The sequence below is a fragment of the Pararhodobacter zhoushanensis genome (assembly GCF_025949695.1).
GTDB lineage: Bacteria > Pseudomonadota > Alphaproteobacteria > Rhodobacterales > Rhodobacteraceae > Pararhodobacter > Pararhodobacter zhoushanensis_A.
In genome coordinates, this window is record NZ_JAPDFL010000001.1 from 1,035,163 (window position 1) to 1,048,632 (window position 13,470).

Annotated in this window: 14 protein-coding genes; 6 read left to right on the top strand and 8 right to left on the bottom strand. The window is 66.6% G+C overall.

Annotation, left to right across the window (positions count from 1 at the left end):
- Positions 1-176: 176 nt before the first annotated feature.
- The 7 genes from OKW52_RS05085 to OKW52_RS05115 all read right to left on the bottom strand — a co-directional run bounded on the left by OKW52_RS05085 (position 177) and on the right by OKW52_RS05115 (position 8,080).
- The gene (locus tag OKW52_RS05085; RefSeq protein ID WP_264504743.1) at positions 177-1,331 is read right to left on the bottom strand and encodes an iron-containing alcohol dehydrogenase; all 1,155 of its coding nucleotides are present in this window, start codon (positions 1,329-1,331) and stop codon (positions 177-179) included.
- Positions 1,328-2,716 carry an aldehyde dehydrogenase family protein gene (locus tag OKW52_RS05090; protein ID WP_264504744.1) on the bottom strand — a complete coding sequence of 463 codons (1,389 nt, stop codon included), beginning with the start codon at positions 2,714-2,716 and terminating at the stop codon, positions 1,328-1,330. The genes OKW52_RS05085 and OKW52_RS05090 overlap by 4 nt, the downstream gene beginning before the upstream one ends.
- A 90-nt stretch (positions 2,717-2,806) precedes the next feature.
- On the bottom strand, positions 2,807-4,174 hold the full coding sequence (locus tag OKW52_RS05095) for a glutamine synthetase family protein (RefSeq protein WP_264504745.1): 1,368 nt from the start codon (positions 4,172-4,174) through the stop codon (positions 2,807-2,809).
- Between the two features lie 134 nt (positions 4,175-4,308).
- Complete coding sequence (gene dctP / locus OKW52_RS05100) at positions 4,309-5,346, bottom strand: TRAP transporter substrate-binding protein DctP (RefSeq protein WP_264504746.1); 1,038 nt, start codon at positions 5,344-5,346, stop codon at positions 4,309-4,311.
- Positions 5,347-5,400: 54 nt separating this feature from the next.
- Entirely contained in the window at positions 5,401-6,729 is a 1,329-nt protein-coding gene (locus OKW52_RS05105) for a TRAP transporter large permease (RefSeq protein ID WP_264504747.1), read from the bottom strand.
- Complete coding sequence (locus tag OKW52_RS05110; RefSeq protein WP_264504748.1) at positions 6,729-7,235, bottom strand: TRAP transporter small permease subunit; 507 nt, start codon at positions 7,233-7,235, stop codon at positions 6,729-6,731. The genes OKW52_RS05105 and OKW52_RS05110 overlap by 1 nt, the downstream gene beginning before the upstream one ends.
- Positions 7,235-8,080, bottom strand: a complete 846-nt coding sequence (locus tag OKW52_RS05115; RefSeq protein WP_264504749.1) for an N-formylglutamate amidohydrolase — start codon at positions 8,078-8,080, stop codon at positions 7,235-7,237. The genes OKW52_RS05110 and OKW52_RS05115 overlap by 1 nt, the downstream gene beginning before the upstream one ends.
- Before the next feature lie 140 nt (positions 8,081-8,220).
- On the opposite strand from OKW52_RS05115, the gene OKW52_RS05120 reads away from it, so the two are divergent.
- Together OKW52_RS05120 and OKW52_RS05125 are read left to right on the top strand one after the other, a co-directional pair.
- Positions 8,221-9,141, top strand: coding sequence for a MurR/RpiR family transcriptional regulator (locus OKW52_RS05120; RefSeq protein WP_264504750.1), 921 nt, complete (start codon positions 8,221-8,223; stop codon positions 9,139-9,141).
- Positions 9,126-10,787 carry a Na/Pi cotransporter family protein gene (locus OKW52_RS05125; protein ID WP_264504751.1) on the top strand — a complete coding sequence of 554 codons (1,662 nt, stop codon included), beginning with the start codon at positions 9,126-9,128 and terminating at the stop codon, positions 10,785-10,787. The genes OKW52_RS05120 and OKW52_RS05125 overlap by 16 nt, the downstream gene beginning before the upstream one ends.
- Positions 10,788-10,795: 8 nt before the next feature.
- Here the strand turns inward: OKW52_RS05125 and OKW52_RS05130 are convergent, their stop codons facing one another.
- Entirely contained in the window at positions 10,796-11,560 is a 765-nt protein-coding gene (locus tag OKW52_RS05130) for a prepilin peptidase (RefSeq protein ID WP_264504752.1), read from the bottom strand.
- Between the two features lie 99 nt (positions 11,561-11,659).
- Here OKW52_RS05130 and gspG point away from each other — a divergent pair, with 99 nt between their 5' ends.
- Genes gspG through OKW52_RS05150 form a run of 4 tightly spaced genes read left to right on the top strand, consistent with a single transcriptional unit; the run spans position 11,660 to position 13,470 of the window.
- Positions 11,660-12,136: a type II secretion system major pseudopilin GspG gene (gene gspG, locus OKW52_RS05135; RefSeq protein ID WP_264504753.1), complete on the top strand. Its 477-nt coding sequence runs from the start codon at positions 11,660-11,662 to the stop codon at positions 12,134-12,136.
- Positions 12,105-12,620: a GspH/FimT family pseudopilin gene (locus OKW52_RS05140; RefSeq protein ID WP_264504754.1), complete on the top strand. Its 516-nt coding sequence runs from the start codon at positions 12,105-12,107 to the stop codon at positions 12,618-12,620. The genes gspG and OKW52_RS05140 overlap by 32 nt, the downstream gene beginning before the upstream one ends.
- The gene (locus tag OKW52_RS05145; protein WP_264504755.1) at positions 12,605-12,964 is read left to right on the top strand and encodes a prepilin-type N-terminal cleavage/methylation domain-containing protein; all 360 of its coding nucleotides are present in this window, start codon (positions 12,605-12,607) and stop codon (positions 12,962-12,964) included. Before OKW52_RS05140 ends, OKW52_RS05145 begins: the two co-directional genes overlap by 16 nt.
- On the top strand, positions 12,964-13,470 hold the full coding sequence (locus OKW52_RS05150; protein WP_264504756.1) for a PulJ/GspJ family protein: 507 nt from the start codon (positions 12,964-12,966) through the stop codon (positions 13,468-13,470). Before OKW52_RS05145 ends, OKW52_RS05150 begins: the two co-directional genes overlap by 1 nt.

Consider the following 13,470-nt stretch of genomic DNA (forward strand, 5'->3'; position numbering starts at 1 on the left):
CCGCGCCCCGTTCAAGGGGGACGCACGCGCCCCCTTGAAGATCCCCCCGTGGATATTTTCAGACAGATGATGAGGCGTGGTTAACGAAACCTTATCATCTGTCCTTAAATATCCTGGGGGGTGAATTGGCCGTCAGGCCAAGAGGGGGCGAGGCCCCCTCTCTGTTTCCTTTTCCCTCAGAGACAGCTTTCGAACAGCGCGCGGGTGTTCTCTGCCGTCATCTCGATCGGGTTGCCGCCGCAGGACGGGTCTTCCAGCGCCATGGCCGTCAGCGTGTCGAGGTCAGGATCGCTCACCCCCAGCGCGGTCAGCGTTTGCGGGATGGCCAGCGTTTCACGCAGGTCCATCACCGCCGCGCGGAATCCGTCGAACCCGCCGTCGATGCCCAGATAAGCCGCCGCGCGGGGCAGGCGGTCTTCAATTGCGGGACGGTTGAAGTCGAGCACCATCGGCATCACCACCGCGTTCGTCGTGCCGTGGTGGGTGTTGTAGACCGCGCCGATCGGGTGGCTGAGCGAGTGAATCGCGCCCAGCCCCTTCTGGAACGCCACCGCGCCCATCGCTGCCGCGGACATCATATGCGCCCGCGCCTCAAGGTCGGTCGGGTTGGCGTAGACGCGTGGCAGGTTCTCGAACACCAGCCGCATGCCTTCCAGCGCGATGCCCTGACTCATCGGATGGTAGAAGGGCGAGCAATAGGCCTCAAGACAATGCGCCAGCGCGTCCATGCCGGTCCCGGCGGTGATGAAGCGCGGCATGCCCACGGTCAGCGCCGGGTCGCAGATCGTCACCGCCGGCATCAGTTTGGGGTGGAAGATGATCTTCTTCTTATGCGTCACCGCATTGGTCAGCACCCCTGCGCGCCCGACCTCGGACCCCGTTCCTGCTGTCGTCGGCACCGCGATGATCGGCGCGATGGCGCTGGCATCGGCGCGGGTCCACCAGTCGCCGATATCCTCCAGATCCCAGACGCTGAGATCGCCGCGCTGGCCCGCCATCAGCGCGATCATCTTGCCCAGATCCAGCGCCGAGCCGCCGCCGAAACAGAGCACCCCGTCATGCCCGCCCGCCTTATACACCGCGATCCCGGCGGCCATGTTGGCCTCGGTCGGGTTGGCATCGACGTCGGAAAACACGCCGCGTCCCAGCCCGGCGGCTTCCAGCACATCCAGCGCCTGCGCGGTGATCGGCAGCGAGGCCAGCGCCTTGTCGGTCACCAGCAGCGGCGCTTTCAGGCCCACGGCCTTGCAGTGATCGGCCAGTTCATTGATCCGTCCCACGCCGAATTTTATCGCGGTCGGGTAGGACCAGTTCATGGTGGGAACGCTCATTTCGTCACCTTCTTGAGATGGTAGGATTTCGGCCGTGTGACCGCGTAATAGCCCAGCTCGGACAGGCCCGCACCGCGCCCGGTGTCCTTGCACCCGGTCCAGCACAGCGCCGGGTCGAGGTAATCGCAGCGGTTCATGAAGATCGTGCCGGTCTCGATCTGCGCGCCGATCTCTGCTGCCGCATCGGCGTCCTGCGTCCAGATCGAGGCGGTCAGGCCATAGGGCGAGTCGTTCATCAGTTGGATGGCTTCGGCATCGCCCGAGACCTTCATGATCCCCACCACCGGGCCAAAGCTTTCCTCGCGCATCACGCGCATGGAATGGTCCACGTTCACCAGAATCTGCGGGGCCAGATAGGCGCCACCATCGTCGGCAGGGAACAGCGCGGGGTCGATCAGCGGGGTCGCCCCTGCCGCCACAGCCTCGGCCACCTGCTCGCGCACCGTGCGCGCAAAGCGAACATTCGCCATCGGGCCGATGGTGGTGTCGGCGTCGAACGGGTTGCCCAGTTTCAGCGCCGAGACCCACGCAACCGCCTTTTCGACAAAGGCGTCATAAAGCGATGCGTGCACATAGATCCGCTCGATCCCGCAGCAGCACTGCCCCGCGTTGAACATCGCGCCGTCCATCAGGCTGTCGACCGCCGCGTCCAGATCGGCATCGGCGCGCACATAGCCCGGATCCTTGCCGCCCAGCTCCAGCCCGGTGCCGGTAAAGGTGCCTGCCGCCGCGCGCTCAATCGCCGCGCCGCCGCCGACCGAGCCGGTGAAGTTCACAAAGCCAAAGCTGCGCGCGCCGATCAGCGCCTCGGTCGTCGCGTGGTCCAGCGTGACGTTCTGGAATACGCCCTCGGGCAGGCCACCGGCGGCGAAGGCTTCGGCCAGACGCTCGCCCACGACCAGCGTTTGCGAGGCGTGTTTCAGCATCACCGCATTGCCCGCGATCAGCGCGGGAACGATGGTGTTGATCGCCGTCAGGTACGGGTAGTTCCACGGCGCGATGACAAAGACCACGCCGACCGCTTCGCGCGCCAGCGCGCGGTGGAACCGCTCGGACTCCTCAACGATCTTGGGTGCCAGCGTCGCTTCGGCGATCGAGGCCATATACGCGGCCCGCTCGTTCACCCCGCCAAATTCGCCGCCATAGCGCGTGGGGCGGCCCATCTGCCAGGCCAGTTCCTCGACAGCCTGAGCGCTGGTCTGGTTGAGCGCGGCGATCCCCGCCTGGACGAGGGCGATCCGCTCGGCCAGCGGGCGCGCGGCCCAGGCTTTTTGCGCGGTCTTGGCGCGGGAAACGGCGGCTTGCGCTTCGGCCAGCGGCAGGGCCGGGCGCTCGGCATAAACCCGCCCGTCGACGGGCGAGATGCATTGGATGGTCTTGGTCATGTCACACCTGCAGGGTTCCCGGCGGGGCCTTGGTCCGCGCGCCGCCCGGGTCGTTGAAAAGAGTTCGGCCCTTGTGGCGGGCCGGTAAGGTTACGCCCGCTCCAGCCCGCGCTTGAGCTCCCAGTCGGTCACCACGCGGTCGGTTTCGGCGATCTCCCAGCGCGCGGCGTGCACATAGTGCTCGACGACCTCGGCGCCAAGAGCGCCGCGCAGCCAGTCCGAGTTCTCGGCAAGATCCGCCGCTTCGCGCAGCGTCTTGGGTATCTCGCGCACGTCCTTGGCACCGTACATATCGCCGCTCAGCGCCGGTTCCAGCTCGAGGTTCTGCTCGATCCCGTCGAGGCCCGCCGCCAGCAGCGCCGCGCAGGCGGTATAGGGGTTCAGATCCGCCCCGCCGATCCGGCATTCCACCCGCACGCCCTTGGTCTTCTCGCCGCAGACGCGGAAACCGGCGGTGCGGTTGTCGGGGGACCAGACGGCTTTCGTGGGCGCAAACAGGCCGACGGTGAAGCGTTTGTAGCTGTTCACATAGGGCGCAAGGAACAGCGTGATCTCGCGCGCATGGGCCAGTTGACCGGCCAGAAACTGCTTCATCAGTGCCGACATGCCATGGGCGTCGTCAGCATCGGCAAAGGCCGCCGAGCCGTCCGCGCCCCAGAGCGACTGGTGCACATGGCTGGAACTGCCGGCCTTGTCACTGTCGTACTTGGCCATGAAGGTGACCGACTTGGCCTGAGCGTGGGCGATTTCCTTGGTGGCGGTCTTGATCAGGCTGTGCTGATCGGCAGTGGTCAGCGCATCGCTGTAGCGCACGTTGACCTCGGCCTGCCCGGCATCCGCCTCGCCCTTGGTGCATTCCACCTCGATGCCCGCCCCATAAAGCCCGTTGCGCAGGGCGCGCATCAGCGGCTCTTCCTTGGACGTCTGGAAGATGTGGTAATCCTCGTTATAGCTGGAAATCGGCTGCAGATCGCGCGTGCCCTTGTCGCGCAGCGCCTCGTAGCTGTTCTCAAAGACATAGAACTCCAGCTCGGTCGCCATCATCGCGTCAAAACCCATGGCTTTGGCGCGCTCGATCTGCCGCTTCAGGATCGCGCGCGGCGATTGCGGCACGGGTTTGTGCGTGGCGTGATCCAGCAGATCGCACAGTACCAGCGCCGTGCCGTCCAGCCACGGCACAACGCGCAGCGTGGCAAGATCCGGCTTCATGACATAATCGCCATAGCCCTGCGCCCAGCTGGCCGTGGCATAGCCGGGGACGGTGGTCATCTCCATGTCCACGGTCAGCAGATAGTTGCAGCAATGGGTCTCTTCCCAGCCATGCTCAAGGAAATGCGCGGCGTGGAAGCGCTTGCCCATCAGGCGGCCCTGCATGTCCACGGCGGCAACCACCACCGTGTCAATCTCGCCCGCCTCGAAAGCCTTGGCCAGGGTCTCCAACGTCAGAAGTCCGCGCATCACATCCTCATCTCGGCCAGCAGGGCGTCGGCCCCATCATCTGTCTTCAAATATCCACGGGGGGTGTCCAGAGGGGGAGCGTGCTCCCCCTCTGGCGAGGGGGTCCGGGGGCGCGCAGCCCCCGGCTTTCCCGGTCACGAATAGCGGTACGGCCGCCCGGCGCGGTCCATCGCGGCGTTGTAGTCCTTGAAGATCTGCACCACCTGCGCCTTGACCTCGGACTCGGCGCCGATCTCGTCCCAGAACGTCCGCGCGGCGGTTTCCACCCCGGCCCATTCCGCATCGGGGATCGAGGTCAGCTCCAGCTTGCCGCCTTCGGTCCGGTAGCGCGCCTCGCCGGCCCAATACCAGTGCTGGCGGTGGTAATGCGACTGCTCGAAGCAGGTCGCCAGCAGCGACTGCAGATGCGGCGACAGCTCGTTCCAGCGCTCCATGTTGGCAAAGAAATGCCCGATCCACGCGCCCGAGATGTTGTTGGTCAGGAAGTAGTTGGCCGCATCCGCCCAGCCGACGGTATAGGCCTCGGTCGCCCCGCACCACGCAACACCGTCGATCTCGCCGGTTTGCAGCGCGATCTGCACGTCCTCATAGGGCACGTTGACCGGCACCACGTCATACTGGCTCAGGAAGCGCCCGGCGGTCGGGAAGGTGAACACCCGCTTGCCCGCCAGATCCGCCAATGAGGTGATCGGGTCATTGGTGATGAAGTGGCACGGATCCCACGACCCGGCCGAGATATGCTTGACGCCGACCTTCTCGTATTCGCTTTCCCAGATCGCTTTCAGGCCCCAGTCGTTGAACAGCGCGGGCACGTCCAGCGAATAGCGGCTGGCAAAGGGGAAATAACCACCGAACACCGTCACTTCGGTCGGCGAGGCCATGCTGTCATCATCCGACTGCACGCAGTCGATCGTACCGCGCTGCATCGCCTGAAACAGCTCGCCCGTCGGCACCAGCTGGTCGGCGTAATACAGGTCGATCTGCATTGCGTCGCCGGCAAGGCTGTTGAACAGATCGACCGCCGGTTTCACCACAAACTCACCCAGCGCCGAGCCGGCATAGGTTTGCATGCGCCAACGGATCGTCGATTGCGCCTGAACAGCAGGAGCGGCCAGCGCCGCAGCGCCGCCAAGCGCGCTGGTGGTCAGGAACTTCCGTCTGGTTGTCGTCATGGTCAGATCTCCATTCTGTTGGACTTGGGGTGGGGGCCTTGAGGCCTCTTGGTATCAGCGGGAATACAGGGTCTGCGGCAGCCACAGCGCGATCTGCGGAAAGGCCATGATCAGCGCCAGCCCGAGGATCATCACCGCAACGAACGGCACAATCGAGCGGTAAATATCGGCCAGGGACACCTCATTGGGTGCCATGGCGCGCATCAGGAACAGGTTGTAGCCGAAGGGCGGCGTCATATAGGCGATCTGGCAGGTGATGGTGTAAAGCACACCGTACCACACCAGATCGAATTCCAGCATCCGCACGATGGGCACATAGAGCGGTGCCACGATGACCAGCATCGCCGTGTCATCCAGAAACGTGCCCATGAGGATGAAGCTGAGCTGCATCAGGATCAGCACTTCCCAGCGGTTCAGGCCCAGATCGGTCAGGAACAGCTCGCGCACGAAATCCACCGCGCGCAGCCCGTCGAAGATCGCACCAAAGGCCAGCGCGGCCAGAATGATCCACAGGAACATGCAGCTGATCGACAGGGTCTGCAGCAGGCAGGTCTCGAACACCTTGCGGTTCATCCGGCCCTTCAGGACCGACGCCGCGAACGCCGCCAGCGCCCCGATGACCGAGCTTTCCACCAGCCGCGTGTAGCCCATCACAAAGGGCACCATCATGACAAAGAAGATGCCCAGCGGCAGCGCGCCCGCCATCAGCAGGCGGTATTTCTCGGCCTTGGTGATGCTGGCGCGTTCTTCTTCACTCAGCGCCGGACCCAGCGCCGGATTGATCCGGCAGCGGATCCAGATATAGGCGATGAACAGCCCCGCCATCAGCAGCCCCGGCAGAATGCCCGCCAGCCACAGCTGCGCCACCGGCTGCCGCGCGATCATCGCATAAAGCACCATCACGACCGAGGGCGGGATCAGGATGCCAAGGGATGAGCCCGCCTGAATCACCCCGGTGACCATGCGTTTGTCGTATCGTCGTTTCAGCAGTTCCGGCAGCGCAATCGTCGCGCCGATTGCCATGCCTGCGACCGACAGCCCGTTCATCGCCGAGATCAGCACCATCAGCACGATCGTGCCAATTGCCAGCCCGCCCGGCACCGGGCCGAACCAGACGTGGAACATGCGGTAGAGATCATCGGCCAGACGGCTTTCCGACAGCACATAGCCCATGAAGATGAACATCGGCAGCGTGATCAGCGGGAACCAGTTCATCAGCTTGAAGGCCTGCGCAAAGGCGATGTCATGCCCGCCCCGGTCGCCCCATAGAAACAGCGCCGCCACCACGGCGACAAAGCCGATCACGCCGAACATGCGCTGACCGGTAAGCATCAGCATCAAGAGCGTGCCGAACATCAGCGCGGCAATCAATTCCGTGGGCATCAGATCTCCTTGCCGCGCAGGCGCGCGATGTCACGGATCAGAAAAGCGGTGCATTGCAACAGCATCATCAGGATACCCAAGACCATGATGATCTTGATCGGCGCCATATAAGGCCGCCACAAGCCGCGCCGCCGTTCACCGTATTCCACCGCGTATTGCAGGCTTTCCCAACCGCCCCACAGCAGGATGCCCAGATAGAACAGCAGCGTGCCGATGGTCAGCACATCGACCAGCGCGCGGGTCTTGTCGGACCAGCGTGAATAAAGCAGGTCCATGCGCACGGCGGACCCGAGCTGCAACGCATAGGCCCCGCCGATCATGAAATAGCCCATCAGGATGAACTGGGCCATTTCGTCGGTCCAGATCGGTGGCGCGCCTGCGGCGCGCGCCACGGCGCCCCACAGCAAGACACCCATCAACGCCAGCAGCGAATACATCGCGACGCGGCCCAGCAGCCAGTTGAACCGCTCGACCCAGCGCACGTAAGCGACGAAGATGCCGGGCATCACACCGCCCCCGTTTCGCGCAGCGCCACTGCCAGCACCGGGGCCAGCCGCTCGGCCATGGCGTCCTGCGCCGGGGCGTCGGTGATCAGGTCGTTGCGGATTTCCAGCATGGTGTTGGACAGGCGCATCGGCACCGCATGCAGGCGGATGGTGTGGGTCACGTCGCCAGCGGCAGAATAGGGCTCGTTCAGGCGGGTATCCAGACCGCAGTCTTTGGCCGCCATCATCACCGCCATGGTAAGCGTGGTGTCATCGTCATGGATCACGCCAAATTCGACGTCGCGGGTCTGACCGAAGTAGACCGGCGTGAAGGAATGAACCGCGATCAGCGCCGGACGGCGGCCGCGCGCGACCAGCTGCGCAATCTCGGACGCCACCGTGGCGTGGAACGGCTGGCAGATCGCCTGCGTGCGCGCCACGCGGTCGGCAGGGGTGAGGTTTTGGTTGCCGGGCACCAGATGCAGTTCGGATTTCGGCGGCATCGCGGCCAGATGATCGGGCGCGCGGTTCAGGTCATAGGCCAGCCGCGACAGCGGCGCATGCACCAGCACCGCGCCCCCCGCCACCCGTGCCAGCCGCGCGGCCAGCCCCCGCGCCAGCCCCAGCGCGCCGATGTCATAGGCGGCATGCGAGGCGCGGGTGTCGGCATCCAGCCCCAGATCGCCGCCCAGTTCGGGGTAATCCACGGGCAGGGTGTTTGACGCGTGTTCGCAGATAAGCACCACACCCGCCGGGGTTTCCCCCACGCCCGGCGTGCCATCGGCGCGCCACTGCTCGACCACCCCGTCGAAACGCGGTAGGGACAAGGCTTGGCTGTTGGCGGCGCGCTGGGCGGGCTGAGACATCGACGAAATCTCCGGTCGCGAATGGCTCAAGCCTCGGCCATCGGCCCCGAATATGTCAAGTTCTTTTCGGGTGTGGAATTTCTGTTACAAATCGAACAAACGGCGCTAGGCTGTTTTCTGTGCATAGTAGTGGCAAGACGATGAGCGACGCACCAACACCTGAGTCCCCGGACACCCCCGAAGCCCGCCTGCGCGCAGCGATGCCCGATCTGACGCGGGCTGAACGCCAATTGGCCGCGCATATGCTGGGCAATTATCCGGTGGCGGTGCTGGGATCGGTGGCTTCCGTGGCGCGGGGCGCTGGCGTGTCAGGGCCGACCGTGGTGCGGCTGGTGCAAAAGCTGGGCTATACCGGCTATCCCGATTTTCAGGCGCAGCTGCGCGAGGAAGTCGGCGAAAAGCTCGCCTCGCCCATCGCCAAGCGCGAGAAATGGGCGCGGGCCGAGAATGCCGATCCTGACCATGTGCTCGACGCTTTCGCGGCCAAGGTGATCGAGAACCTTGGCGCCACGCTGGGCCAGATCGACCACGCCGGGTTCGATGCTGTGACCGAATTGCTCGCCGACCCCTCGCGCCGGATTTCGATGCTGGGCGGGCGGCTGACCCATCCGGTCGCCGAATACTTCGCCACCACGCTGCGCGTCACGCGGGGTGAGGTGACCCTGTGGTCAAACCTGCCCAACTCGTGGCCCCCCGCGCTGCTGGATATGCGCGAAGGCGACGTCCTCGTCGCCTTCGACATCCGCCGCTATGAGACCAGCGTGCTGCATATCGTCGAAATGGCGCGGGCGCAGGGGGCGGTCGTGGTGCTGATCACCGACCGCTGGGTGTCGCCGGCGGCGGCGCATGCCCAGCACATCCTGCCCTGTCACATCGAAGCGCCCAGTGCGTGGGATCTCGATCACCTCGCTGGTCATGCTGACCGAGGCCCTGCTGGCCGGTGTGCAGAACCGCAGTTGGGACAAGACCTCGGAACGCTTGCAGCGTATGGAATCGCTGTACGCCCGCGCGCAGCTGTTCCGGCGGGCGCGGTAAAGGGCGGGCAATGCATCCGATTCTGATCCTCATCAATCTGGCCGCGGCGGTCATGCTGCTGCTTTACGCCGTGCGCATGGTGCGCACCGGAATCGAGCGCGCGCATGGCGCGGCGCTGCGTGACCGGCTGCAGGGCGCGGCGGGCAGCCGCATCGGGGCTGCGGCGGCGGGCGGCGTGCTGGCGATGCTGTTGCAGAGCGCGACGGCGGTGGGCGTGCTGGCGGCAGGCTTTGCGGCCAGCGGCGTGATCGGCGTGGCGACGGGTCTGGCGGCGCTCTTGGGCGCGGATCTGGGCTCGGCGCTGGTGGTGCGGTTGCTGGCGCTGGACCTGAAGGCGCTGGTGCCGGTGCTGATCCTGACCGGCTGCGTGCTGTTTCTGAAGATCGAGACCCGCCGCGCCAAGCAATATGGCCGGATCATTCTGGGCATCGGCTTTGTGCTGCTGTCACTGCAGATGATCAGTCAGGCGACCGAACCCCTGCGCGATTCCGCCGCTCTGCCGGTAGCGATGGAGTATCTGGGCCGTGACCCGCTGACCGCTTTCGTGCTGGCGATGCTGCTGGCCTGGGCAGTGCATTCCTCGGTCGCGATGGTGCTCTTGCTGGCGGCACTGGCGCAAAGCGGGGCGCTGCCGATGGCGGCGGCGCTGCCGATGCTGCTGGGCGCGAATACCGGCGGCGCGCTGATCGCCGTCTGGCTGACGCGCGGGATGGTGCCGGTCGCGCGGCGTATCCCCTTGGGCAACCTACTGCTGCGGGGCGCGGCGGCGCTGGCGTTGCTGGCGGTGGTCGCGGTGACGGGTGTCGAGCTGCCGGCGTGGCTGGGCCAAGGTGAAGCGGTGCGCATCGTCAACGGGCATCTGTTGTTCAACGCCGTGGTTGTCATCTTCGCCCTGCCGCTGATCGCCCCGGCGATCACGCTGGCCGCGCTTGTCGCGCCGGTCTTGCCTGAACCGATCCAGCCCGGCCAGCGCCGCAAATCCGCACTGGACCGCGCGACGCTGGCGCTGCCGCAGCTGGCGCTGGCCTCGGCCAAGCGGGAATTGTTGCTGATGGGGGCCGCGCTGGAGGAAATGCTGCGCCCTGCGCCCGAGATGTTGAGAACCCCGACGCCCGAGATCATCGCCACCGCGACGATGCTGGACGACGAGATGAACCGCCGCCACGCCGACATCAAACTGTTCCTTGCGGCGCTCGGTGAAGGCGGTCTCGACCCCGCCGAGGCGCGCGAGTCGCTGCAACTGACTGGCCTTGCGATCAATCTGGAGCACGCGGGCGATATCGTCGCCAAGACGCTTGCACCGCTGGCGCAAAAGAAAGTGGCGAGCGGACGGCAGTTCTCGCAGGTCGGCATGGAAGAGCTGCTGGCGATGCACACGCGGGTGATGGTGAACCTGCAGCTGGCGATGAATGTGCTGATCTCGGGCGATCCCGACGCGGCGCGTCGGTTGATGCGCGAGAAGGAAGTGATGCGGGCGCTGGAACGCGACAGCCATCAGGCGCATCTGGCCCGGTTGAGCGCGGGCAACCCCGAGAGCCTTGCCACCAGCCACTGGCATCTTGAGGCGCTGCGCGCGCTCAAAGAGATCAACTCGCTGCTGGTGTCCGTGGCCGTGCCGATCCTTGAGGAACGCGGCGAAGTGCTGCGCTCGCGGCTCGCGCCCGGTCAGTAATCGGGCGGTCAGTAGGCGCTGGGCAGCACCGCCACCAGCGCACCCGCCAGCGCCAAAGCCGCCCCGAACGGCAGGCGCCCCAGCCGTCGCAGGCTGCGCCCCTTGCGGCGGGCGCGCAGCAGGGCCAGCGTCAGGGCGGTTCCGGCGGCGAAGAGCACCACCAGCGGCAGGCGCACCGGTCCCAGTGCCAGACCAAGGGCGGCGATCAGGAGCACGTCGCCCAGCCCCATCCCCTCGCGTCCCGTGCGCCAGTTGTACAGCGTGCGGACCAGCCAGAACGCCCCGCCCCCCAGCGCAGCCCCCCACAGCGCGGTGGTCAGCCGCTCGCTGAGGTCGGGCCAGCCGGTGCCATCCCCGACCAGCGCCAGCGCCAGGCCAAGGGCTGCGGTCAGCGCCATCAGTGGCTCGGGCAGGCGAAAGCGGCGCAGATCGGCCAGCGCCAGCGCCAGCAGCGACCACATCCACGCCGCCAGCAGCAGCGCGCGTGCCGGGTCCGGCGCGACCCAGGCCGCCGCCGCGCCCATCACCAGCCCGGTGAGTTCGGCCTGCCACAGCACCGGCGGGATGCGCGCATTGCAGTGGCCGCAGCGCCCGCGCAACAGCGGATAGGACAGCAGCGGCACCAGATCCCGCGCCCGCAGCGTCGTGTTGCACGCCACGCAGCGCGACCGGGCCAGCGCCAGCGGCTCACCCCGCAACAGGCGCTCGGCGGCCAGCGCCGCGAAAGAGCCCATCGCCGCGCCCAGCAGGGCCAGAAGGACCATGATGCTCATGCCGCGTTTCCAACGCCTTGGGAGCGGCGTCGCGGTTGTGATGCGCGCGACGCGGGGCTAGTCTGCGGCGAAGTGCGTGTAAGCAGGCAGGGGTTGGGCATGGCGACGGACGCTATCAAGGGGCGGGGCAAGGTCAAGAACCGAAAGGCGTTGCGCCGCGATGCCGGTCTGACATTGATTGAACTGATGGTTGTCGTGGTCATTCTGGCGCTGCTGGCCGTGGTCATCGTGCCGCGCGTCATCGACCGCCCCGATCAAGCCCGCGCGGCGCGCGCACAGGCCGATATTGCAGCGATCAGCTCGGCGCTGAACCTCTACCGGCTGGATTCGGGCAGCTATCCGACCTCGGATCAGGGGCTGGCCGCGCTGGTCACCCGCCCGACCTCGGCCCCGGTTCCGGCCAACTGGTCGGACGGCGGCTATCTTGATCGGGTGCCGGATGATCCCTGGGGCCGCGCGTATCTCTACCTCTCGCCCGGTGTTCACGGGCCGTTTGACATCGTCAGCTATGGCGCCGACGGGCGCAGCGGAGGCAGTGGCGCCGATGCGGATCTCACCAGCTGGCAGGCCGAATAGACGGCGGCGGTCAGCGTCAGGGTTCACGCTGATCGAGCTGCTGGTCGTCATCACCCTCATCGCCATTCTGGCCGTCGGCACCGGGCTGAGCGCCGGTGGCGTCTTCGCGCGCCCCTCGGGCGTGTCGGACGCCGCGCGGTTGGAGCAGGGCATTGAGCGCGCGCGTGACGCGGCTTTGCTGGGACGGACGGTAACGGGGATCTATCCGCGCGCCGATGGCTGGGTGTTGGCCAAGTTGGACAGCGCGGGCACTTGGGTGAGGATCGGCGCGCCGCTGGTGCTGCGCGGGGCCTCGGTCAGTTGGCAGATCGACGGGCGGCCCTATCTGCCCGGCCTCACCGCGCCGCGCGCGCAGGACGCGCCACCGATCCGCTTTGCCGCGGACGGACGCAGCACGCCGTTTACGGTGGCGCTGTCGAGCGGCACCACGCGGCGCACCTGCTCGGCTGCAAACGCGGAGGCCCTGCAATGCGCCGCGCCGTAAAGGGGTTCACGCTGATCGAACTGGCGGTGGCCGTGGCGATTCTCGCCATCGGGACGGTGGCGGCCTATCGCAGCTTTGACAGCGCGCAGCGGGGTATCGGCGGGCAGCTGGACCGGGCCTTTGCCAGCGAAGTGGCGCTGAACCGTGCGGCGATGGTGCGGCTGCTGGGCGGTGCGGCGGCGCAGGACTTGCCCCCGCGCGAAACGATGGGCGGCACCGTGTGGGACGTGGACCAGCAGGTCACCAGCACCAGCGCCGGGTTGATGGAAGTGACGATCGTGGTCAGTGCCGACGGTCGCCCCGGTGCGCGCTATGTTGTCGCCGTGCCCCGGCAGGCGCGCTGATGCGGCGCGGGTTTACCCTGATCGAGCTGCTGGTGGCGATGGCGATTCTGGCCGTCGTGTCGATCATGGGCGTGCAGGCGCTGAGCGGCGTGTTCTTTCAGCGCGAGATCCTGACACGGACGGATGCGCAGGCGGTTGCGGTGATCCGCACGCTGTCACTGCTGCGGCAGGATTTCGAGGCGGTGGTGCCACTGCCCGCAACGCTGGAGGAAACCGAGCTGGGGCTGGCGCTGGGGGACAACCGCATCACACTGGCGCGTGGCGGGTTGGCCGAGGTGCCGGGCGATGACGGGATCGGCGTCGCGGTGATCTTTTGGCGCGTGGAAGGCGGCGCTCTGGTCCGGGGCATGCAGGGCGGTGCGGCGCGGCAGATGCTGGACGGGGTGCGCGCGCTCAGCGTGGTGCAGATCGGACGCGAAGGCGAAGGCACCGGCCTGCCCCCCGGCCTGCGCCTGACCATCGAGACCGCGCGCTGGGGTGCGCTGGACGTGGTGGTCGTGCGATGA

What these genes read in the sequence shown, in the direction of transcription:
- dctP (WP_264504746.1), bottom strand. Translation starts at nt 5,346, where the DNA reads ATGACGACAACCAGACGGAAGTTCCTGACCACCAGCGCGCTTGGCGGC.
- OKW52_RS05140 (WP_264504754.1), top strand. Translation starts at nt 12,105, where the DNA reads ATGCGGATCTCACCAGCTGGCAGGCCGAATAGACGGCGGCGGTCAGCG.
- OKW52_RS05145 (WP_264504755.1), top strand. Translation starts at nt 12,605, where the DNA reads ATGCGCCGCGCCGTAAAGGGGTTCACGCTGATCGAACTGGCGGTGGCC.
- OKW52_RS05110 (WP_264504748.1), bottom strand. Translation starts at nt 7,235, where the DNA reads ATGCCCGGCATCTTCGTCGCTTACGTGCGCTGGGTCGAGCGGTTCAAC.
- OKW52_RS05130 (WP_264504752.1), bottom strand. Translation starts at nt 11,560, where the DNA reads ATGAGCATCATGGTCCTTCTGGCCCTGCTGGGCGCGGCGATGGGCTCT.
- OKW52_RS05150 (WP_264504756.1), top strand. Translation starts at nt 12,964, where the DNA reads ATGCGGCGCGGGTTTACCCTGATCGAGCTGCTGGTGGCGATGGCGATT.
- gspG (WP_264504753.1), top strand. Translation starts at nt 11,660, where the DNA reads ATGGCGACGGACGCTATCAAGGGGCGGGGCAAGGTCAAGAACCGAAAG.
- OKW52_RS05125 (WP_264504751.1), top strand. Translation starts at nt 9,126, where the DNA reads ATGCATCCGATTCTGATCCTCATCAATCTGGCCGCGGCGGTCATGCTG.
- OKW52_RS05090 (WP_264504744.1), bottom strand. Translation starts at nt 2,716, where the DNA reads ATGACCAAGACCATCCAATGCATCTCGCCCGTCGACGGGCGGGTTTAT.
- OKW52_RS05085 (WP_264504743.1), bottom strand. Translation starts at nt 1,331, where the DNA reads ATGAGCGTTCCCACCATGAACTGGTCCTACCCGACCGCGATAAAATTC.
- OKW52_RS05095 (WP_264504745.1), bottom strand. Translation starts at nt 4,174, where the DNA reads ATGCGCGGACTTCTGACGTTGGAGACCCTGGCCAAGGCTTTCGAGGCG.
- OKW52_RS05115 (WP_264504749.1), bottom strand. Translation starts at nt 8,080, where the DNA reads ATGTCTCAGCCCGCCCAGCGCGCCGCCAACAGCCAAGCCTTGTCCCTA.
- OKW52_RS05105 (WP_264504747.1), bottom strand. Translation starts at nt 6,729, where the DNA reads ATGCCCACGGAATTGATTGCCGCGCTGATGTTCGGCACGCTCTTGATG.
- OKW52_RS05120 (WP_264504750.1), top strand. Translation starts at nt 8,221, where the DNA reads ATGAGCGACGCACCAACACCTGAGTCCCCGGACACCCCCGAAGCCCGC.